The organism is Mesorhizobium sp. RCAM 05104 (genome assembly GCF_059683645.1).
Genome location: NZ_CM185033.1, coordinates 5,314,508 through 5,334,806, shown reverse-complemented (window position 1 = coordinate 5,334,806; position 20,299 = coordinate 5,314,508). Strand labels below are relative to the sequence as shown.

General features: G+C 64.5%; 19 protein-coding genes. 11 read left to right on the top strand and 8 right to left on the bottom strand.

Annotated features, from left to right (window positions below; translation table 11 throughout):
- The first annotated feature begins 85 nt into the window (after positions 1-85).
- The 4 genes from AC56QP_RS26065 (at position 86) to AC56QP_RS26050 (ending at position 7,013) form a co-directional block, all read left to right on the top strand.
- Entirely contained in the window at positions 86-1,090 is a 1,005-nt protein-coding gene (locus tag AC56QP_RS26065; protein WP_489862855.1) for an AAA family ATPase, read from the top strand.
- Complete coding sequence (locus AC56QP_RS26060; RefSeq protein ID WP_489862856.1) at positions 1,090-2,052, top strand: DUF58 domain-containing protein; 963 nt, start codon at positions 1,090-1,092, stop codon at positions 2,050-2,052. Before AC56QP_RS26065 ends, AC56QP_RS26060 begins: the two co-directional genes overlap by 1 nt.
- Positions 2,049-4,871 carry a DUF4159 domain-containing protein gene (locus AC56QP_RS26055; RefSeq protein ID WP_489862857.1) on the top strand — a complete coding sequence of 941 codons (2,823 nt, stop codon included), beginning with the start codon at positions 2,049-2,051 and terminating at the stop codon, positions 4,869-4,871. Before AC56QP_RS26060 ends, AC56QP_RS26055 begins: the two co-directional genes overlap by 4 nt.
- 63 nt (positions 4,872-4,934) lie before the next feature.
- Entirely contained in the window at positions 4,935-7,013 is a 2,079-nt protein-coding gene (locus tag AC56QP_RS26050) for a hypothetical protein (RefSeq protein ID WP_489862858.1), read from the top strand.
- Between the two features lie 135 nt (positions 7,014-7,148).
- Here AC56QP_RS26050 and clpS read toward each other — a convergent pair whose 3' ends face one another.
- The 4 genes from clpS to AC56QP_RS26030 all read right to left on the bottom strand — a co-directional run bounded on the left by clpS (position 7,149) and on the right by AC56QP_RS26030 (position 8,734).
- Entirely contained in the window at positions 7,149-7,454 is a 306-nt protein-coding gene (gene clpS / locus AC56QP_RS26045; RefSeq protein ID WP_489863515.1) for an ATP-dependent Clp protease adapter ClpS, read from the bottom strand.
- A gap of 140 nt (positions 7,455-7,594) precedes the next feature.
- Positions 7,595-7,909, bottom strand: a complete 315-nt coding sequence (locus AC56QP_RS26040; RefSeq protein ID WP_489862859.1) for a hypothetical protein — start codon at positions 7,907-7,909, stop codon at positions 7,595-7,597.
- 214 nt (positions 7,910-8,123) lie between these two features.
- A complete protein-coding gene (locus AC56QP_RS26035; RefSeq protein WP_489862860.1) occupies positions 8,124-8,393 on the bottom strand; it encodes a hypothetical protein in 270 nt (89 codons plus the stop codon).
- A gap of 38 nt (positions 8,394-8,431) precedes the next feature.
- Positions 8,432-8,734: a hypothetical protein gene (locus AC56QP_RS26030; RefSeq protein ID WP_091579071.1), complete on the bottom strand. Its 303-nt coding sequence runs from the start codon at positions 8,732-8,734 to the stop codon at positions 8,432-8,434.
- 256 nt (positions 8,735-8,990) lie between these two features.
- Here AC56QP_RS26030 and AC56QP_RS26025 point away from each other — a divergent pair, with 256 nt between their 5' ends.
- Together AC56QP_RS26025 and AC56QP_RS26020 are read left to right on the top strand one after the other, a co-directional pair.
- A complete protein-coding gene (locus AC56QP_RS26025) occupies positions 8,991-9,707 on the top strand; it encodes a response regulator (RefSeq protein WP_489862861.1) in 717 nt (238 codons plus the stop codon).
- Positions 9,704-11,110 (top strand): ATP-binding protein, encoded by a 1,407-nt coding sequence (locus tag AC56QP_RS26020; RefSeq protein ID WP_489862862.1) that lies wholly within the window; start codon positions 9,704-9,706, stop codon positions 11,108-11,110. The genes AC56QP_RS26025 and AC56QP_RS26020 overlap by 4 nt, the downstream gene beginning before the upstream one ends.
- A gap of 53 nt (positions 11,111-11,163) precedes the next feature.
- Here AC56QP_RS26020 and choV read toward each other — a convergent pair whose 3' ends face one another.
- The 3 genes from choV to AC56QP_RS26005 form a co-directional block, all read right to left on the bottom strand.
- Positions 11,164-12,345: a choline ABC transporter ATP-binding protein gene (gene choV / locus AC56QP_RS26015; protein WP_256753140.1), complete on the bottom strand. Its 1,182-nt coding sequence runs from the start codon at positions 12,343-12,345 to the stop codon at positions 11,164-11,166.
- Positions 12,342-13,196, bottom strand: coding sequence for a choline ABC transporter permease subunit (gene choW, locus AC56QP_RS26010; protein WP_489862863.1), 855 nt, complete (start codon positions 13,194-13,196; stop codon positions 12,342-12,344). Before choW ends, choV begins: the two co-directional genes overlap by 4 nt.
- Positions 13,197-13,334: 138 nt before the next feature.
- On the bottom strand, positions 13,335-14,270 hold the full coding sequence (locus AC56QP_RS26005; protein ID WP_489862864.1) for a choline ABC transporter substrate-binding protein: 936 nt from the start codon (positions 14,268-14,270) through the stop codon (positions 13,335-13,337).
- A 406-nt stretch (positions 14,271-14,676) separates the two neighbouring features.
- Between AC56QP_RS26005 and AC56QP_RS26000 the strand changes: the two genes are divergently transcribed.
- Complete coding sequence (locus tag AC56QP_RS26000) at positions 14,677-15,288, top strand: thymidine kinase (protein WP_256753143.1); 612 nt, start codon at positions 14,677-14,679, stop codon at positions 15,286-15,288.
- 6 nt (positions 15,289-15,294) lie between these two features.
- On the opposite strand, the gene AC56QP_RS25995 is transcribed toward AC56QP_RS26000, so the two are convergent.
- Entirely contained in the window at positions 15,295-16,191 is an 897-nt protein-coding gene (locus tag AC56QP_RS25995; protein ID WP_489862865.1) for a DMT family transporter, read from the bottom strand.
- A 100-nt stretch (positions 16,192-16,291) separates the two neighbouring features.
- On the opposite strand from AC56QP_RS25995, the gene AC56QP_RS25990 reads away from it, so the two are divergent.
- The 4 genes from AC56QP_RS25990 (at position 16,292) to AC56QP_RS25975 (ending at position 20,284) form a co-directional block, all read left to right on the top strand.
- Positions 16,292-17,149: a LysR substrate-binding domain-containing protein gene (locus tag AC56QP_RS25990; protein ID WP_256753145.1), complete on the top strand. Its 858-nt coding sequence runs from the start codon at positions 16,292-16,294 to the stop codon at positions 17,147-17,149.
- Between the two features lie 137 nt (positions 17,150-17,286).
- A complete protein-coding gene (locus AC56QP_RS25985; protein WP_489862866.1) occupies positions 17,287-17,676 on the top strand; it encodes a c-type cytochrome in 390 nt (129 codons plus the stop codon).
- A 333-nt stretch (positions 17,677-18,009) separates the two neighbouring features.
- Positions 18,010-19,098, top strand: coding sequence for a hypothetical protein (locus tag AC56QP_RS25980; RefSeq protein ID WP_091579437.1), 1,089 nt, complete (start codon positions 18,010-18,012; stop codon positions 19,096-19,098).
- Between the two features lie 40 nt (positions 19,099-19,138).
- The gene (locus AC56QP_RS25975) at positions 19,139-20,284 is read left to right on the top strand and encodes a hypothetical protein (RefSeq protein WP_489862867.1); all 1,146 of its coding nucleotides are present in this window, start codon (positions 19,139-19,141) and stop codon (positions 20,282-20,284) included.
- Positions 20,285-20,299: the final 15 nt, after the last annotated feature.

Below are 20,299 nucleotides of genomic sequence, written 5' to 3'. Positions count from 1 at the left end.
CGGCATAGGCGCCACGCGAGGCCGAATCGCGGCAACCTGTGCTATGGTGCGGGCCGGTATTTCCAACCACAAGGATCGATGCGGCATGAGCGTGATGGTCAAGGAAAGCCCGATCAGCGAAAAGGACATGATCGCCGAGGCCGAGAAGGCGCTGGCCGATATCTCCAGGGTCCGCGACGGGGTCGGCCGGGTCATCTTCGGCCAGGAGAGCGTCGTCGAGCGCACGCTGGTGGCGCTTTTGGCCGGCGGCCATGCGCTTTTGGTCGGCGTGCCGGGCCTCGCCAAGACCAAGCTGGTCGAGACGCTGGGCATCGTGCTCGGCCTCGATTCGCGCCGCATTCAGTTCACGCCCGACCTGATGCCGTCCGATATCCTCGGCTCGGAAGTGATGGAGCAGGATGAATTCGGCAAGCGCTCCTTCCGCTTCATCTCCGGGCCGATCTTCGCGCAATTGCTGATGGCCGACGAGATCAATCGCGCCTCGCCACGCACCCAGTCGGCGCTGCTGCAGGCGATGCAGGAATACCACGTGACCATTGCCGGTGCCCGTTATGACCTGCCGGCGCCCTTCCATGTGCTGGCAACGCAGAATCCACTGGAGCAGGAAGGCACCTATCCGCTGCCCGAGGCGCAGCTCGACCGTTTCCTGATGCAGGTCGACATCCTCTATCCCGAAATCGAGGCCGAGCGCCGCATCCTTTTGGAAACCACCGGCATCGAGGATGCGAAAGCGCAGAACGTGTTGCAGCCGGTGCGGCTGAAGGAAATCCAGACGCTGATCCGCCGCATGCCGGTGCCTGAAAGCGTCGTCGAGGCGATCCTGACGCTGGTGCGCTCGGCGCGTCCGGGCCAGGGCAACGCCGAGACCGACAAGCATGTCGCCTGGGGCCCTGGCCCGCGCGCCAGCCAGGCGCTGATGCTGTGCACAAGGGCGCGCGCGCTTTATGAAGGACGGCTGGCGCCCTCGATCGACGACGTCCGTGCACTGGCCGAGCCGGTGCTGCAGCATCGCATGGCGCTGACCTTCGCCGCTCGCGCCGAAGGCACCAGTGTGCGTGACGTGGTGGCGAAGCTGGCAAAAGGCATCTGATGGCGCGCATCGGCGAAGTCCAGGCTCCGGCAGCGACGCGCGACGCGCTCGCCCGTGGCCGGTTGCGGGCCTCGCTTGTGCCTGACCTGCTGGTTGAGGCGCGCCGCATCGTCAACACCGTGATCGCCGGCTGGCACGGCCGCCGCAAGCGCGGCATCGGCGAGAATTTCTGGCAGTTCCGGCCCTATGTCGAAGGCGATGCATCGCGCATCGACTGGCGCCGCTCGGCCCGCGACGATCATACCTATGTGCGCGATCGCGAATGGGAAGCCGCCCATACGGTCTGGCTGTGGGCCGACCCCTCGCCGTCCATGCTCTACAAGTCGACCGGCGCCAGCGTTTCCAAGCAATCGCGCGCGCTGGTGCTGGCGCTGGCCATGGCCGAGTTGTTATCGCGTAGCGGCGAGCGCATCGCCTGGCCGGATCTCACTGATCCGTTCACCGCCCGCAACGGTGCCGAGCGCATCGCCGCCCAGCTCATGCATGCCGGTGAGTTGCCGGCAAAACCCGACCTGTCCGGCATCCGCCGCTTCTGCGACATCGTCATCGCCAGCGATTTCCTCGACCCGGTCGAGGAAACGATGGCCTGGCTTGATGTGCTCGCCCGCCACGGCGTGCGCGCCCACCTGATCGAGGTCGCCGACCCGGCCGAGGAAACCTTCCCCTATGCCGGCCGCACCGAGTTCACCGATCCCGAGACCGGCGACAAGCTGACCGCCGGTCGCGCCGAAATGCTCGGCGATGAGTACCGCCTGCTCTACACCGCCCGGCGCCAGGAACTGGCCGCCTGGTGCAAGCGCCTCGGCTGGAGCTTTACCGTCAACCATACAGATCGGCTCGCTTCCGACGCGCTGGTCCGCCTGCACATGGCGATGACCGCCGATGGCGGTTATGCCGGGCCGACCGCCAGTCATGCCGGGCTGATCGCTGGTGGCGACCATGCCGGAAAGGTCGGCGCATGAGCTGGCTGCCGCTCTCCTTTGGCGCTCCCATGGTGCTGTGGGGCCTGCTGGCGCTGCCGGTGATCTGGTGGCTGTTGCGGCTGACACCGCCCAAGCCGCAGACCGAGATCTTCCCGCCGCTGAAGATCCTGGCGCGCGTGCTGAAGCGCGAGGAGACGCCGCAGCAAAGCCCGTGGTGGCTGACCCTGCTCAGGCTCTTGATGGCGGCCCTCATCGTCGCGGCACTCGCCGAACCGGTGTTCAATCCGCGCGAAAAGCTGCCTGCCGAGGGGGCGGCCCTTGCGCTGGTCATCGACAATGATTGGGCAAGTGCCGCCGATTGGGGCAAGCGCGTCGCCACCGCGGAGCGGCTGATAGCCGACGCCGGCTCGAACGGCGTGCCGGTCATCATCGCTTTCACCGCCGAAAAGCCCAATTCGGAAATCGGCCCCTTCGATGCCGCCACGGCTCTTGACCGGCTGCGCGCCGCCAAGCCGCGACCGATCCCGACCGACCGGCCCGCTGTCTATGCCCGCGTCGCCGGCGCGTTAGCCACCTTGCCTGGCGCCAGCGTCGCCGTGCTCGCCGATGGCCTGGCGGCAAAGGGTGACGAGGCCGCCTTCAACACGCTGTTGTCCAGAAATGCCGCCCGCGTCGTCTGGGCGACCGCCGACCGGCTTTCGCTGACCGGCCTTACCGCCGCCGAGAACCAGGTCGACGGCTTTGCGCTGACCGCCATCCGCGCACCAGGCGACCCAGCCCCGGCTCAGGTCACCGCCGGTGCCTTCGACGACAAGGGCCGCCGCATCGCCGATGCGACGCTGACCTTTGCGCCAGGCGAATCCACCGCCACCGGCACCATGGCGGTGCCGTTCGAACTGCGTAACGACTTCGCCTCGATCGCGCTCGACGGCGAGCGCCAGGCTGGCGCCGTGCACGTCCTCGACGAAAGCTCCAAGCGCCGCCGCGTCGGACTGTTGTCGCAGGCCGAGGCCGACCAGGCACAGCCGCTTCTGTCGCCGCTCTACTACATCAGGCGCGCGCTGCAGCCCTTCGCCGATCTCGTCGAGCCCTCCAGCGCCGACCTCGCCGACGCCATCCCGCAGATCCTCGACCAGAAGCCGGCGATGATCGTCATGGCCGACATCGGCACCATTCCCGCACAGGTCCGGCAAAGGCTGGTCGACTGGGTCGACAATGGCGGCACGCTGGTGCGTTTCGCCGGCTCGCGGCTGGCCGCCGCCGGCAATGACGATGACCTTTTGCCGGTCCGCCTGCGCACCGGCGAGCGTTCGCTCGGCGGCGCGCTGTCATGGACATCGCCGCAGCCGGTCACCGAATTTCCCAAGGCCGGTCCGTTCGCCGATCTTGCCCCACCCACCGAGGTCACCGTCACCAGACAGGTGCTGGCCGAGCCGACGCCCGATATCGTCGAGCGCACCTGGGCGGCTCTCGCCGACGGCACGCCGCTGGTCACCGGTTTGAAGAAAGGCAAGGGCACGCTGGTGCTGTTCCACGTCACGCCCGAGGCGACATGGTCGAACCTGCCGATCTCGGGCAGCTTCGTCGAGATGCTGCGCCGCCTCGTGCAGCTGTCGCGCAACCAGGGCGCGGCGGTCGCCAGTGCCGAAGCCGCCGCCACCTCGCTGGCGCCCTATCGCATGATATCGGCCGACGGCTCGCTGGTGCCGCCGACGCCGGATGCGCGGCCGCTGGTGCCGGCCGCCGGCTCGTTGCCGGTGACTTTCGAGAACCCGCCTGGCCTCTACGGCTCCGAGACCGGCGTCTTCGCCCACAACCTGCTCGAGGCAACAAGCACCTTCGCGCCGCTGGCGCGCCCGCAAATCACTGTTCCCGTCACGTCAATCCAGTATGCGTTTGATGAATCGCGTAACCTGAAGGGCGCGCTGGTGGTGGCCGCCCTGGCGCTGATGCTGCTCGATACGCTGGTGGTGTTGTGGATGGGCGGACTGTTTTCGCGCCGGCCGCGCCGTGCCGGTGCCGTGACAACCGCCGCCGCGATCCTGATTGCGCTCGGCGCGCTGTTCGGCCATGCCGACCTTGCCCGTGCCGACGACGCCAAACCGGGCGACCAGGCCGCAGTCGAGGCGATTTCGAAGACCCGCATTGCCTATGTGCTGACCGGCGTGCCGGGCGACGACTCGATCAGCCGCGCTGGCATGGAGGGCCTGACCCGCTTCCTGATCGAGAAGACCGCATTGGAACCGGGCGCACCTGCGGGTGTCGACATCTCGAAGGACGAGCTGTCGTTCTATCCCCTGATCTACTGGCCGATCGATCCGGCGGCACCGATGCCGAGCCAGGTCGCGATCGCCCGCATCGACGCCTATATGCAGCAGGGCGGGACGGTGCTGTTCGACACGCGCGACCAGTTCGCCAACGGCATCGGCGCCGATTCGGCCAGCCCGGCGACGGAGCGGCTGCGCGACATCCTCGGCAACCTCAACGTGCCGCCGCTGGAGCCGGTGCCGTCCGACCACGTGCTGACCAAATCCTTCTTCATCCTGCCGGAATTTCCTGGCCGCTTCGCCGGCAGCCCGCTCTGGGTCGAGGCGTCGCTCGATGCCAGCAACGCCGAGAACCGGCCCGTGCGCACCGGCGACGGCGTCTCGCCGATCATGATCACCGCCAATGATTTCGCCGGCGCCTGGGCGGTCGACGAGAATGGCGATCCGTTGCTGCCGACAGTGCCCGCGGACCCGATGCAGCGCATCTACGCGCTGCGCGCCGGCGTCAACATTATGATGTACATGCTGACCGGAAACTACAAATCCGACCAGGTGCACGTGCCCATACTGCTCGAACGGCTGGGGCAGTAGAATGACGTTCTTTCTTGCACCTCCCACGCGGATCGACCCTCCCCACAGGGAGGAGGGTAACGCATGAACTGGTCGATCTCCTTCGAACCGCTGATCTCCTGGCCTTGGCTGGCCCTGGTGTTGGTGCCGCTGCTGACGCTCGCGCTCGTCGGCCTTTGGTTTCGCCAGCGCGGCGCGATCTTCCGCTTCGTCGCCCTGCTGGCGCTGGCCGCCGCCCTGTTCAACCCGGTGTTCCTCAATGAGGAGCGCGAGCCGCTGAAAAGCGTCGTCGCCCTGATCGTCGACCGCAGCCAGAGCCAGGATATAGGCGACCGCACTAGGCAGACGGACGAGGCGCTGGCCGGGCTGCAACAGCGTCTTGGCCGCTTCAAGCAGTTCGACGTGCGCGTTGTCGAGGCAGGCAAGTCCGAAGCCGCCGAGGAGCGCACCGAAACGCGGCTCTTCGGCGCGCTCGAGGGTGCCTTCCGCGACGTGCCGCCGTCGCGCATCGGCGGCGCCATCATGATCACCGACGGCGAGGTGCATGACGTACCGGCCGGCGCACCCGATTTCAACGCCCCGCTGCATGCCCTGATTACCGGCAACGACCACGAAAAGGATCGCCGCATCCGCTTCGAGAACGCGCCCCGCTTCGGCATCGTCGGCAAGCCGCTCGACATGACATACCGGGTCATTTCAACGGAAAACGAGACCGGCCCGGTCGACGTGCGCGTCTCGGTCAATGGCGAGCAGGTCGCGGTCGAGCATGCCACCGTCGGCCAGGCCATGCCGCTGCAGGTGACCATTCCGGGCGCCGGCCGCAACATCGTCGAACTTGCCATCGATCGCGAGCCGGGCGAACTGACCGACACCAACAACCGCGCCATCGCGCTGATCGACGGCATCCGCGAGAACCTGCGCGTGCTGCTCGTCTCGGGCGAGCCGCATGCGGGTGAGCGCACCTGGCGCAATCTGCTGAAGTCCGACGCCTCTGTCGATCTCGTCCATTTCACCATTCTGCGGCCGCCGGAAAAGCAGGACGGCACGCCGATCAATGAATTGTCGCTGATCGCGTTCCCGACGCGTGAGTTGTTCGTCGAGAAGATCAAGGATTTCGACCTCATCATCTTCGATCGCTACCAGCACCGTGACGTGCTGCCGATCCTCTATTACGACTACATCTCCGAATATGTCGAAAAGGGCGGCGCGCTGCTGATCGCGGCCGGCCCCGAATATGCCGGCGAAAGCTCGATCGCGCGCACGCCGCTAATGTCGGCCTTGCCGGCGATGCCGACCGGCGAGGTGGTCGACAAGGCCTTCTATCCGCGCCTCACCGATCTCGGCCAGCGTCACCCGGTGACGCGCGGGCTGGATGGCTCCGCCACCGAGCCGCCGCACTGGAGCCGCTGGTTCCGCACCATCGGCGTGCAGAACCCGGAAGGCGAAGTGGTGATGAAGGGTGCCGACAACCGGCCCCTGCTGTTGCTCGACCACAAGGGAGAAGGCCGCGTCGGCATGCTTCTGTCCGATCAGGGATGGCTGTGGGCGCGCGGCTTCGAGGGCGGCGGTCCGCATGTCCAGCTCTATCGGCGCATTGCGCACTGGCTGATGAAGGAACCCGAGCTCGAGGAGGAGCGGCTGACCGCTGATGGTCGTGGCATGGTCCTGGAAATCCGGCGCCAGACCATGGCCGACGATCCTGGCACAGCGCAGATCATCACTCCGTCCGGCAAGACAATGACCGTCAAGCTCCAGAAATCCGAACCCGGCGTCTTCCTCGGCAGTGTCGAGACCAGTGAAATCGGCCTCTACCAGGTCGCCAATGGCGACCTCACCGCACTTGCCCATGTCGGACCGGTCAATGCGCCGGAATTCGCCGACGTCATCTCCACCGAGAACCGCCTGAAGGCACCGGCGGAAACGACCGGCGGCAGCGTGCGCCGGCTGACGCCATCCGCGGCCCTTGGCAGCGACGTGACGCTGCCTTCCATCGTGCCGGTGCGGTCGGCGGGCGCCGCGTCCGGCAGCGACTGGATCGGCCTGCGCACCACCGACGACAGCGTGCTCAAGGCCGTCTCGCGCGTGCCGCTGTTCGGCGGTTTCCTCGGCCTCGGCCTGCTGCTTCTGGCAATGGGTTCGATGTGGTATCGCGAAGGACGGTAGTGGCCGCTCTTCCTTCTCCCCCTGTGGGAGAAGGGAAAACCGCCCTGCGGCCGCTGCCATCCGCTATGGCTCCGGGCGTTCGTCGTTTCAATCGACAAATCATTGTCGATTGATCGCCCTACGGGCGACCACTCCTCACTCTTCCGGTTCGGTCGTGAACAGCAGCGGGTAACCCTTGGCCTTGCCGGCATCGGTGGCCCGTGTCGCCTTGGTCTCGGCGACATCCTTGGTGAACACCGCGACGACGCAGACGCCACGCCGATGCGCGGTGATCATGATCCTGTGCGCCTGGTCCTCGCTGAGCTTGAACTCGCCCTTCAGCACCGTCACCACGAACTCGCGCGGCGTGAAATCGTCATTGATGAGGATGACCTTGTAGAGCTTCGGCCGTTCGACCTGCGGCTTGACCTGGACGCGCGGTTTTGTGGTGATTTCAGGCATCGGAACCGACAGTCTCGCCATCGACAGTTTCGCCCCGCATTTTGCCACGGGCGAAAGCGATGGTCCATTTTGATTGGCACGCGGACCGGCAGCGGGTGAGCGCTGTCATTGACGATCATGTGGGAATTGTTGGTAGCGGTTCAACGGCCCTGACGGCCAAAGATGCGGCGGTTTCCGCCCGCATCCGCCCGCCGTTCCATCCACGCAGCGATCGGCCACGCGACAACGCAGCTCAGCGTCACGCCGGTGAGTATGATCAGCAGCCAGGCCTGTAGCGGCGTGATGTAGTCCCAGTTGCTGGAGATTGCCGGCGCGAACAGCGAAGGCTCGGTACGCCCGCTCGCCGGATCCGGCACCGGGCTGGCGGTGAGCAGGATCAGCACCCTGGCCACGCCGCTGGCGACCAGGCCACCGAGCACCATCGAACGCAGAATGGACGAAAGCCGCTTTTTCATGCGGATTGTCCTACACGGCCGGCGTTGCGAACGGGTTAAACATGATCGAAGTGCTTGGCTGGAAGCTGCCGGTTTTCAGCCCTCGCCGCCATCGGGCCGGGTTCGCCGACCCGCTTCGTCGCCGGTGCACCGCCCTTCGACGATGCGCTTGCAGAAGGCCGCCCCAGCCGGCTTGCAGCTGGAACGGCCTTGTAGAAAGCAGGCTTTGGACCGATCAGGGCTTCTTCGGAGCAGCCTTCGGGGCGGCCTTCGCGGGGGCTTTCTTGACCGGGCACTTGTGCTTCTTGGTCACCTTGCAGACCTTCTTGGCGACCTTCTTCGGGGCAGCCTTCATCGGAGCGGCAGTGGTCGTCGCGGCGGCAGCCGGAGCGGTCGTGGTAGCAGCCGGAGCAGCGGTCGTGGTGGCAGCAGCGTTGCCGAGGACCGGCATCGAGAAGGCGAGAGCAACGGCGAGACCGAGGGCGGACAGGAGGGACTTTTTCATGGCTTCGTTTCCTTTTTATGCGGGTCGAGTTTCGAGTGTCACTGAACCGGGTCGTTCGGCGTCACTCCAAGCAGCTTCAAAGCGTTTGCGAGCATCCGGATGCCCTGTGCCTGTTTCTTGGCGGCGCAGTACCGGTTTCCCTTTCTTTGGAGTGCCTTTGCCGCGGTGACCTGCGTTGCCGTGGCGTGGGTTTCGAGGGCTTCGTCGAATTGGCGGCTGAGATTGGCGCAACGTTCGGCCCGGGTGGTGGGCGTCACCTTTGCATCCGATTGTCCGGCAGCGGCGGTGACCAGGCAAACGCCCAGCAACGCACCCAACAAACTGATCGACAACCTTGGCATCGGTTTATCCGTGAACCCGCAGACTGGCGTCGCAGCCAATGGCCTGACCGCTACGGCACCGTTATGCCGTCCTACCTTTTCAGGAGTTTTTCCGGATTGTAGAATTTTGTTTCTGGATTGTTTCTGCATGGCCGGCGAAGGCGCCGATGCTTCGCTCCACCTTGAAATGCAAGGCACTGGCCAACATATGGCCCGAATTCTATCGTGTGGCTCACCAACCAAGGATAGCTTGGCCGGCAACAGAGACGGGGCACCTGTGAAATCCGACGCACACATACTGATCGTCGACGACGACAAGGGCATCCGCGACCTGCTGCAGGAGTTCTTCCAGAAGCGCGGCCTGCACACCTCGGTTGCCGCCGACGGCACCGAGATGGAGACCATCCTGCGCCGCTCGCATGTGGATCTCATCGTGCTCGACGTGATGCTGCCCGGCAAGAGCGGGCTGGAACTGTGCCGCGACCTGCGCGCCCAGTATTCGACACCGATCATCATGCTGACCGCCGTCACCGAGACGACCGACCGCGTGGTCGGCCTGGAAATGGGCGCCGACGACTATGTGCCCAAACCCTTCGACCCGCGCGAGCTGCTGGCCCGCATCCGCGCGGTGCTGCGGCGCAACGGCGCCGCCGAGCCGAAGCGCGCCACCACCAAGCAGGTCTACCGCTTCGCCGGCTGGACGATGGACTGTTCGCGGCGGCGGCTGACCGCGCCCGACGATGTCAGGGTCGAGCTGACCATGGCGGAGTTCAACCTGCTGCAGACCTTCGTCAAGAGCGCCGGACGCGTGCTGACCCGCGACCAGCTCATCGAACTCTCCGGCGGCGACAGCGACTATTCCTTCGACCGCAGCATCGACATCCTGGTCAGCCGGCTGCGGCGCAAGATGGAAGACGATCCCAAAACGCCCAAGCTCATCCTGACCGTGCGCAGCGGCGGCTACCAGTTCCTGCCCGAGACGACTTCCGAATGAGACGTTTCCTGCCGCAGACCCTGCCCGTCTGGGTGCTGCTGATCGTCATTGCCGGCCTGCTGATCAGCCAGGTCGCAACCCTTTATATCGTGTCGCGCGACCGCGCCGCCGCCAATGACATTGTCGACCTTTATCGCCTCAACGATCGTGCCTTCTCGCTGGTGCAGCTGATGCATGACGCCACGCCGGAGGAACGCAAGACGACGGCGACCGGCCTGTTCAATTCCACCTACGCGCTCACCGTCTCAGACACGCCCGCGGTCACCTCGTCGATCGCCGGCGACGACGAACTGGCCGAACTCGAAGACATCCTCGTTGGCCGGCTGTCGAAGTTCGGCATCACCGACGCACGCGTGCGTCGCGATCCGGCGACGCGCGAGGCCGACGACGCCAGCGGCACGGCGCCGGGACCCGATATCGGCCAGGTGGAGCGCGACCTTCTGGTGCTGGCCGCCGACTTCGCCCAGAGCGACAAACTGACGGCCTCGCTGCGCTTCGCCGACGGCCAATGGCTGAACTTCACCGAGCCGATCACGCCCGTCGGCCCTATCCTGAGCTTCGATAGCCTGCCGCTCTATTCGCTGATCGCCGGGCTTGTGGTGATCATGTCGATCTGGTCGCTGCGCCGGCTGACGGCACCCTACCGGATGATGGAAACCGCCGTGAACAGGATCGGCAAGGATCTGAAGAGCCCACCGATCGCCGAGTCGGGCAGCCGCGAGGTCCGTGCCGCCGCCAAGGCTATCAACGCCATGCAGGCCAGGTTGCGTGAATATGTCGAGGACCGCGAACATCTTGCGGCGGCGTTGGCGCATGACTTGCGGACGCCGATGACACGGATGCGTCTGCGCCTGGAGCTGCTGCGCAAATCGGCGGTCCGCGAGGCGTTGGCGCACGATCTCGCCGATGTCGAGAGCATCGCCAGTTCGGTGATCGACTTCGCCACCTTCGAGGTGACCGAGGAAAAGAGCGAGCGCATCGACTTCTGGTCGCTCGTGGAATCGATCGCCGACAGCTACGACGACGTCTCGTTCGACGACGATACCCGCTCGCGCGGCCTCATCTGCATGGCGCGGCCGGTCGCGCTCAGGCGCTGCGTCACCAATCTGGTCCAGAACGCCGTCACCTACGGCAAGAAGGCGCATCTCAGCCTGCGCCGGTCGGACAACATGATCCTGCTCACCATCCGCGACGAAGGGCCTGGCATACCGCAGGCCCAGATCGACGCCGTGTTCGGCTCTTTCGTGCGGCTCGAACAATCCCGCAACCGCCAGACCGGCGGGCTCGGGCTGGGCCTGACCATTGCCCGCAACATCGCGCGCGCCGCCGGCGGCGAGATCAGCCTGTCCAACAACCCGGGCGGCGGCCTGCTGACGCAACTGCGCCTGCCGCTGGCGGCGTAGAACGAGGCGCGCTCGATCGCTTCGCCTCGTCGACTTCGGGTTCCTGGGAAAAACTACCGCCGCAGCACCGCCGACAGCACGTCGCGGATGCCGATGGCGCCGACAAAGCGCGACTGGTCGTCGAACAGCGCCACGGGTGCGGTCTGCGAGCGATGCATGGCCAGCATCACCGTTTTCAGCGAGGTGCCGGGATTGGCCCAGAACACTTGCGCCATCTCCTCCGGCTGGGCCTCGACGTCGGCGCATGACACCCAGACCGCGGGCTTGCCGTCGCGCTCGGCCGCCGCCACCAGCCCGTGGTCGTCGATCTTGAAGCGCGTCGTCTTGCGCCGGTCGAGCCACACCCAGCCGTCCTTGCCCTGTTCGAGGTCGCGCCGGTCGCGCATGACGTTCCAGGCGGTCAGCACCGACAGCGGGTTCACATTGGCGATGAAGTCGCGGACGTAATCGTTGGCGGGCCGCAGCACGATGTCTTCCGGAGCGCCGGTCTGCACGATGCGGCCACCCTCCATGATGGTGATGTGGCTGCCTATCTTCAGCGCCTCCTCGAGATCGTGGCTGACGAAGATGATGGTCTTCTTCAGTTCGGCCTGCAGCTGCAGCAATTCATCCTGCAGCTTGGTGCGGATCAGCGGATCGAGCGCCGAGAACGGCTCGTCCATCAACAGGATCGGTGCCTCGGTGGCGAAGGCGCGGGCCAGGCCGACACGCTGCTGCATGCCGCCCGAAAGCTCATGCGCGTATTTCTTCGACCACTGGTCGAGATTGACCAGCTTGAGCTGACGGTGCACGCGCTCCTTGCGCTCGGCCTCCGGCACGCCGGCAAGTTCGAGGCCAAGACCGACATTCTCCTCCACCGTGCGCCAAGGCAACAGGCCGAACTGCTGGAACACCATCGCCACCTGCTTCTGACGCAGGCGCCGCAAGGTGGCCTGGTCGCAGGTGACGACATCGACGATCTTGTCGCCGTCCTTGACCAGCACCTGACCGCGCGACACCACGTTCAGCCGGTTGACGGCCCGCAGCAGCGTCGACTTGCCGGAGCCAGAAAGGCCCATCAGCACCGAAATCTCGCCCTCGTTGACGGTCAGGCTGGCGCCGGCGCAGCCCAGCACGTTGCCGGTCTTCTCGAGAATCTCGGCGCGCGTCGCGCCGGCGTCGATCATCGCCAGCGAGCCAGCCTGGTCGGCGCCGAAGACGATATCGACGTTTCTGAAATCGACGGCGACGGTCATTTCTTGCCTCCAACACCGATGCGGGTCATTCGGTCGAGCACGATGGCGAGCACGACGATGGCCAGGCCAGCCTCAAGCCCGAGGTCGATGCGGCGCGAACCGAGCGCCCGGTTGATCTCGGTACCGAGGCCGCCGGCGCCGATGAGCGCCGCGAACACCACCATCGACAGCGACAGCATGATCGACTGGGTGAGACCGGCCATGATGGTCGGCAACGCCGAGGGCAGTTCCACCTTCCACAACAGCTGGCTCTTGGTGGCACCGAACGCCTCGCCCGCTTCGATGATCGACTTCGGCACCGAGACGACGCCAAGATGCGTGAGCCTGACCGCGGTCGGGATGACGAAGATGATGGTGACGATGAGGCCGGGCGCATTGCCGAGACCGAACAGGGTCAGCACCGGAATCAGGTAGACGAAGGTCGGCAGCGTCTGCATCAGGTCAAGCACGGGCAGCATGACGCGGTAGACCTTCGGCTTGTGCGCCGCCCAGATGCCGAGCGGCACGCCGATGGCCATCGCCATCGCCGCCGCCGCGACGACCAGCACCAGCGTCTGCACCGTCTGCTTCCAGAGGTTCTGGTTGATGATGAAGATGAGCCCGAGGAAGACGCCGATGGCGAGTGGCCGCGAGCGCTGCAGCAGCCAGGCGATGGCCGCGATAATCAGCGCCAGCAGCACCGGCGGCACCACCAGCAGGATGTCGACCAGCCCGTCGAGCAGGAAATTGAGGCCATTGGAGAAGGCCCTGAACACAGTATCGAAATTGTCGGTGAGGAAGCCGAAGAACGCCTTTCCCCAGGCGCCGATCGGAATCTTGTGATCGACCATGAATTTCGAAATCGGATCCATATCGCCCCTCTCATGCCGGAGACCGCCCCGCCCTCGGCCTCTACTGTCGCAACGTCATCTTGTCACAGGATATGAAAAAGGGCAGCCTTTTCTAAAATGGCTGCCCTCAATTTCGGTCATGCCGAAATCACAGTCGGCTCAGCTTCCAAGCGCGGTCTTGACCGCCGCCGCGGCGTCGCCGCCATCGAAGGTGGTCACGCCGGCGATCCATGGAGCAACCGCGTCCGGATGCTTCTTCAGCCAGTCGGTCGCGACCGTGTTGGCGTCGCCGCCCTTCAGGATCGCGTCCATCATCTCACCTTCCATGTCGAGGTTGAACTTCAGGTTGGCGATGAACTTGCCGGCATTCGGGCACTCGGTGGTGTAGCCCTTGCGCACATTGGTAAACACGGTGGCGGCGCCGAACCCGCTGTCACCCATGCCGTCGAGATAGGTGATCTTCATGGCGCCCATCACCGGATGCGGCGTCCAGCCGAGGAAGGCGATCCACTCATTGTTCTTTATCGACTGCTCGGCCTGCGTCAGCATGCCGGCCTCCGAGGATTCGACCAGTTCGAAGCCTTCGAGATTGTCCTTCGGGTTCTTGATCATGTCGAGGATGATACGATTGCCGTCATTGCCGGCCTCGATGCCGTAGATCTTGCCGTTGAACTTGTCCTTGAACTTGCCAAGGTCGGTCAGCGTCTTGACGCCGGCATCCGCCACATAGGTCGGCACGACGATGCCATAGCCGGCGCCGGTCAGGTTGGTGCTGATCGTCTCGACCGAGCCGTCGGCGGTGTAGTCCTTGATGTCGTTGGTCATCGACGGCATCCAGTTGCCGAGGAAGACATCGAGATCCTTGTTCTTCAGCGACGCCATGGTCACCGGCACCGACAGCTGGATCACCTGCGGCTCGTAGCCGAGCGCGGTGAGCAGAACGGAAGCGACCCCGGTCGTCGCCTGGATATCGGTCCAGCCGACATCGGAAAGGCGCACCGCCTTGCAGCTTGCCGGATCGCCGGCGAAGGCAGCGCTCGTGGACAACAAAGCCGCCAGCCCGAGGCCGGCGACGAAGGAATTCATACGCGACATAGATATTCTCCCATTGCGATTCTTTGGCGAAGCGAAGTTACGGTTTCTCTGCCCGCCTTGTTTCGTCAGCCAAACACCATTCTCGTGCGGTTTCAAGCGTCAAGGCAATCACGATCAACGGCGCGGGCTGGCCAATCAGCGACACGCTTCCTGCTTTTGCGATGCGAGGGTGGTGTTTTTTGGGGGGAACGCGACGGCGCCCCTCCCCGTGCCGGGGCAAGTCGGCTTAAGGTCCGTCAAGATTCAGGTCAGGCCGCGCCGAAAATGGTGGGTTCCGAGAACCGGAGCGGAGCGTACTTTCGGGTACGTGAGCTCAGTTCTGCTGCGACGCAGTAGAACGGGGAAGCGCGGGAACCGCCCTTTGCACGCCGGCATCACCTGGATGTCAACAGACCTTTAGGGCGGCATGGCCAAGCTTTACTTCCACTACGCGACGATGAATGCCGGCAAGACGACGATGCTCCTGCAGGCGTCGTACAATTATCGCGAGCGCGGCATGACGACGATGCTGTTCGTCGCCGGCCACTACCGCAAGGGCGACAGCGGCCTGATCTCGTCGCGCATCGGACTGGAGACGGAAGCCGAGATGTTCCGCGACGGCGATGATTTGTTCGCCCGCGTCGCCGAGCACCACGGGCATACGACGGTGCACTGCGTCTTCGTCGACGAGGCGCAGTTCCTCGAGGAAGAGCAGGTCTGGCAACTCGCCCGCATCGCCGACCGACTGAACATCCCGGTCATGTGCTACGGCTTGCGCACCGATTTCCAGGGCAAGCTGTTTTCCGGCTCGCGCGCGCTGCTGGCCATCGCGGACGATCTGCGCGAGGTGCGCACCATCTGCCGCTGCGGCCGCAAGGCGACGATGGTGGTGCGCCTCGGCGCCGACGGCAAGGTCGCCCGGCAGGGCGAGCAGGTGGCGATCGGCAAGGACGTCTATGTCTCGCTCTGCCGCCGCCACTGGGAAGAAGAGATGGGGCGTGCGGCGCCCGACGATTTCATCGGCTTTGTCAGGGCCTGAGCAAGCTCACGCGGCCGAGACATGCCATCTCGAGAACCGCCAGCCGAGCCGCACGCCAAGTGTTGCCAGCGCGATAAGCACCATGCCGGCAGCCTGTGCCAATCCAAGCGGATGCCCGTAGATTGCCCAGTCGATGATGATGGCGACGATCGGGTAGATGAAGGTGATGACGCCGATCACCGGTGTCGTCAGGCGCGGAAAGGCTGAATTCATCAGCACATAGGCAATGCCGGTATGCAGGACGCCGATGCCGGCCAGCCAACCCCATGACGCCGGTGGGATGTGCTGGCCAACCGCCGCGAACGGGGCGAGCATGACGACACCCACCACCGTCTGGCAAAGCACGGTGATTTCCGCGCGCTGCCGGCCAAGGCCTTTGGCCAGGATGGTCGCCACGGCATAGAGCATGGCTGCTCCCAGCGTCAGTCCAATGCCCATTGCCCAGTTGGCATCGGCATGGCCGTGCGAAATGGTGAGGCCGCTGGCCAGCACGACGCCCAGAAACGCCGCCAGCATCCACAGGACCTGGTCGAGCGAGATGCGCTCCTTGAGAAAGATCACGCCGATCAGCACCACGAAGAACGGCTGCACATGGTAGACGATCGTCGTCGTGGCGATCGACGTCAGGGTGAAGCCGGCGAAGAAGGCCGTCCAGCTGAGCACCATGCAGATGCCGGCAAGCGCGGCCAGCGCCAGCCGGGACAAGGACAGGGTGCGGTCCGGCAGATAACCGCGCAGCAGGCACCATGCGAAAAGAAATACCGCGCCGAACACGCAACGCCAGAAGACGACGGTCACGGGATGCAGCCCCGATTCCGTGACGAAGGCGCCGACCGTACCGGCAATCACCATCGCCAGGGCAAGGTTGGCGGCCGGAAAGCGAGCTTTCGATGTGTCCGTCATGCGTGGTTTTTCCAGCGCTGGGACGGCCATCTGGACAGCAACGAAGCCTTCAAACAAGCGAATAGATTTGTGACCAGCTATTCGATATTCTGATAGCAGTATGGCCGCTCCCCTTGACCTCAATTTGCTGAAGACCTTTGTCGCCGTCGTCGAGAGCGGCAGCCTTTCCAATGCGGCGCCGCGCGTCGGCCGCAGCCAGTCGGCCGTCAGCATGCAGATGCAGCGGCTGGAGGAGATGGTCGGCACCCAGTTGCTGGTGCGGGGGCCGAGAACGGTCACGCCCAATGCGATCGGCGAGGACTTCCTGATCTATGCCCGCCGGCTGCTGAAGCTGTCGGACGAGGCGTGGGCAAGCGTCACCCGACCCAAAGAAACGGGCAGCGTGCGCCTTGGCGTACCGGATGACTATGCGGCGTTCCTCTTGCCGCCGGTGCTGTCGCGCTTCGCGGCGGAGCATCCCCTGGTGACGGTGGAACTGATCTGCGAACAATCGACCGCGCTGGTGAAGACGCTGGCGGAGGGACGGCTGGACCTGGCGATCGTCACCCGTCTGCCGGAGCAGGCGCTCGATGTGATCCGACTGGAACGCTTCGTCTGGGTCGCCTCGCCCAACCATGTCGCCTGGGAGAGCGATCCCTTGCCCGTCGCCCTGTTCGAGCCTGGCTGTGCCGCCAGGATGAATGTCCTGCAGGCGCTTGGCGATGCCGACCGGTCCTACCGCTGCACCTATTCCAGCGCCTCCCTGCTTGGCCTTGTCGCGGTCGTGCAAGCCGGGCTTGCGGTTGCCGGCCTGGCCCAGCGCAGTGTGCCGCCGTCGCTGCGCATCATCGGCGGCAATGAAGGGCTTCCCGTGCTGCCCGATCTCGAAATCGGTATCCTGCGCAACCCCCTATCGACAACGCCGGCGGTCGAACGGCTGAATGATTTCCTGCGCCGCGATCTGGCCCAGCAGGCCTGACTTGCGGAGGTCATCGTCCGCGCATACGAGATCAGGCTGGCCCGTCTTCCGTAATCCCGCCACGATGCAGCGTTTGTTAAGGCCTCGGTCCTATTTTTGCGTCATCTCGTTCCAGCCAGAACTCGTCGGGGTCAGCCATGTTTCGAGCCGCTTCGTCCGCCGGTCTCCTTCTCCTTGCCAGTGCCCTTGCCGCCCATGCCGGAGGCGATCCGGCGCTGGGCAAGCGCGTCTTCAACCGATGCATCGCCTGCCACGAAGCGGCCACCGATCGCGACAAGGTCGGCCCGCATCTGATGGGTGTGGTCGGCCGCACCGCCGGCAGCGCCGAGAGCTTCCTTGGCCACTACTCCGAGGCGATGAAGAGCGCCGGCGCCGCCGGCCTTGTCTGGGACGAGGCGAACCTTGCCGAATATCTCAAGGCCCCGAAGCTGAAGGTGCCTGGCAACAAGATGGCCTTCGGCGGCCTGACCAGCGACGACGACATCGCCAATGTCATCGCCTATCTGAGGGCCGATCCGAAGCCCTAGCAACCGTCGGCGCGCTTGGCGACAGTGCTCGATCCGGCTGTTTGTCGAGACCCTCGACCGGTTCAGTGCTGTGTCGAATTTCGAGGCATCCGCATCGGCGGAGATTGAACGCTTTCCCAGTCGCTTTGGCGGCATGAAAGTTCAATGACAGCTGAACTACGCTCGCGTGACGCGGTAATCACGCCATGACCATGCCTTCACTGTCTTTCAAGACCGTGACGAATTCTTTTGTTTTCGGGCCGGCCCTGTCTTGCGTCTTTCAATCCCCGGATGCCCCACATATATTCGCCGCTGTTCGCAACCAGCGACCTGATGCCGAAGCGGGAGGCCCTAATGGCGACATTGCAGAATTTCGATGCCGAAATTGCCAAGACCAAGCAGGTCGTCCAGGACATGCGCACCAAGATCGAGCAGTCCAGTACCGTTCTGGATACGCTCGCCACCGCCGACAAGAAGATCGGCGACGCCAATTTCGACATCGAGAATGCCCGCATCGAGGACGTGCTGAAGCAGCAGAAGGTGATGGAAGGCAACATCGCCGACCTGATCATCGGGCTTGAGGATGCCACCAACGTCTTCGGCGCCGAGTTCGAGAGCATGAAGAACTACACCGGCTGGGAGAGTTTCATCGGCATCTTCTCCAGCCAGAGCAAGCAGCGCATGCGCACCGACCGTGTCCGCAACATGTCGCTGGCCGGCAATCTGCAGGAACTGCTGGCCAAGTCCGACACCATCGTCGGCATCCTCAAGGCGCAGAAAGAGGTTCTCGACCAGCGCTACAAGACCTCCGAGGCCAGCCTGTCGCAGGTGATCGAGCGCCGCAAGACCACGATGTCCAACCTCGAAGCCGTGCAGAAGCGCATCGAGGAACTCAATCCGATGCTGCTCGACATCGAGAACAAGATCGCGGCCTCGACCAGCCAGAAGGACCGCACGCAGCTCGAAGGCGAGCGCTCCAAGCTCGCCACCGAATACAACGAGAAGCAGGCCAAGGAACAGGAGCTGCTGGCCGAGAGCCAGACGCTCGAGCGCTACACCTCGATGTTCCAGACCTTCGTCGATTCGCTCAACAACCAGATCGCCGCGCAATCGACGCTGATCAACAAGCTGACCATCGATACCGAGCAGCGCATCGTGCTCTATAAGGCGCTGGAAGATTCGCTGAAGACCGCCGCCCAGCAGGACGTCGCCCACAAGATCAACACGCTGGGCAGCCAGGTCGACAACACCGCCGAGGAAACCATGGCCGGCATTGGTGCTGCCTCGCAGAAGCACATCGGCGACCTCTTGGAGATGCACGAGAAGAACATGGTCGCCAGCGCCGACATCCAGCGCCGCAAGAAGCTGGCCGACGATGCGTTCGCGCGCCGCTTCGACGAGGTGCTGAAGAAGCACAATTCGGCCAACTACGTGCAGCAGTAATTGCCGCACGCACCGGTGCGACAATCCCAGGGCTGACAGCATGACCCCCGAAAACGAAGCGGCGGCGCGATATTTCTCGGCGATAACGGCAGCACTCCGCGGGCTCGAAGTGTTCATGCGCGACGACCGCTCGCCGCTCTACCGGCATGGCATCGTCGCCAAGATTGTCGCCGAATACATCGCCCGGCTCGACAAGTCCTTTTCCTGCTGGCGCAACCGGCTGGGCTTCATGGACACGTTCCGCATTTCGCGCGCCGAAAGCGGCTTCCCGGTCTTCCAGAACCTGCTGGAACTGGAGAACGATCGCCGCCAGGCCGACGCGCGGCTTGCCAACATCCCGCTGGCCGGCGAGCTGCGCGAGGAAATGGCCGACTTCATCCTGCGCCACAAGGAATTCCCCGAGGCGCTGCAGAAGTCCATGGCGGAGCGGCTCTACCTCGAGGACGTGAAAAGCGAGACCACGTTCGGCCCGTTCACGCTGGCGCAGACGGCCAAGGTCTCGGTCAATCCGAAGACGGCGCGGCCGTATTATCTCGTCCACTGGGCGACGTTCGACGGCAGCGCCAACCTGCCGCTGGTCTACATGGTGACGGTCGAGGACTCCTCCGAAGCGATGATCCGCCAGCTCGTCGACAGAAATGGCAAGCTCAACGAGACAGTCGACATTCCGCTGCCGGTCGATGGCCTGCTTAATCCCGAGCTTGCCCACCGTTTCGACGATTTCACCGAGAAGAACTCAGCCTACACGCTGTCGCCGGCGACCATTGCCGTCAACCTCGACAAGGATTTCGAGCCGTTGCATCCCAAGCAGCTGCGCCGCGTCGTGCTTGGCCCGTTCTATTCGGCTGGGATTACCGAGAACAACTCGACGGTGACCGAGGTGCTCGCCAAGGTCCGCAAGCCGGAAAATGCCTGGCTCCTGACCTGGACCATACAGGAGGTCTATTCCAAGGGCGAGAAGCCCGGCCGCAAGGGGCTGTTTTCGAGCGAGAAGACGACGCAGGAATTCTTCATCAACACCGACGACCTCGAGGCCGCGCGCCAGGGCGTGTCGAGCTACGAAAACCATGCACTGATCCCGCACGAGGCCTATCAGGCGCTCTATGCCGCCGGCGAGGCGCAGAAGATCTTTTCCGGTTACAAGGTCCATATCCTGTCCAACGGACAGGTCATCTCAGACGTCTGACCGTCACACCACGGA

Coding starts and splice junctions, on each gene's coding strand:
- AC56QP_RS26065 (WP_489862855.1), top strand. CDS start 86: ATGAGCGTGATGGTCAAGGAAAGCCCGATCAGCGAAAAGGACATGATC.
- AC56QP_RS26060 (WP_489862856.1), top strand. CDS start 1,090: ATGGCGCGCATCGGCGAAGTCCAGGCTCCGGCAGCGACGCGCGACGCG.
- AC56QP_RS26055 (WP_489862857.1), top strand. CDS start 2,049: ATGAGCTGGCTGCCGCTCTCCTTTGGCGCTCCCATGGTGCTGTGGGGC.
- AC56QP_RS26050 (WP_489862858.1), top strand. CDS start 4,935: ATGAACTGGTCGATCTCCTTCGAACCGCTGATCTCCTGGCCTTGGCTG.
- clpS (WP_489863515.1), bottom strand. CDS start 7,454: ATGCCTGAAATCACCACAAAACCGCGCGTCCAGGTCAAGCCGCAGGTC.
- AC56QP_RS26040 (WP_489862859.1), bottom strand. CDS start 7,909: ATGAAAAAGCGGCTTTCGTCCATTCTGCGTTCGATGGTGCTCGGTGGC.
- AC56QP_RS26035 (WP_489862860.1), bottom strand. CDS start 8,393: ATGAAAAAGTCCCTCCTGTCCGCCCTCGGTCTCGCCGTTGCTCTCGCC.
- AC56QP_RS26030 (WP_091579071.1), bottom strand. CDS start 8,734: ATGCCAAGGTTGTCGATCAGTTTGTTGGGTGCGTTGCTGGGCGTTTGC.
- AC56QP_RS26020 (WP_489862862.1), top strand. CDS start 9,704: ATGAGACGTTTCCTGCCGCAGACCCTGCCCGTCTGGGTGCTGCTGATC.
- choV (WP_256753140.1), bottom strand. CDS start 12,345: ATGACCGTCGCCGTCGATTTCAGAAACGTCGATATCGTCTTCGGCGCC.
- choW (WP_489862863.1), bottom strand. CDS start 13,196: ATGGATCCGATTTCGAAATTCATGGTCGATCACAAGATTCCGATCGGC.
- AC56QP_RS26005 (WP_489862864.1), bottom strand. CDS start 14,270: ATGTCGCGTATGAATTCCTTCGTCGCCGGCCTCGGGCTGGCGGCTTTG.
- AC56QP_RS26000 (WP_256753143.1), top strand. CDS start 14,677: ATGGCCAAGCTTTACTTCCACTACGCGACGATGAATGCCGGCAAGACG.
- AC56QP_RS25995 (WP_489862865.1), bottom strand. CDS start 16,191: ATGACGGACACATCGAAAGCTCGCTTTCCGGCCGCCAACCTTGCCCTG.
- AC56QP_RS25990 (WP_256753145.1), top strand. CDS start 16,292: ATGGCCGCTCCCCTTGACCTCAATTTGCTGAAGACCTTTGTCGCCGTC.
- AC56QP_RS25985 (WP_489862866.1), top strand. CDS start 17,287: ATGTTTCGAGCCGCTTCGTCCGCCGGTCTCCTTCTCCTTGCCAGTGCC.
- AC56QP_RS25980 (WP_091579437.1), top strand. CDS start 18,010: ATGGCGACATTGCAGAATTTCGATGCCGAAATTGCCAAGACCAAGCAG.
- AC56QP_RS25975 (WP_489862867.1), top strand. CDS start 19,139: ATGACCCCCGAAAACGAAGCGGCGGCGCGATATTTCTCGGCGATAACG.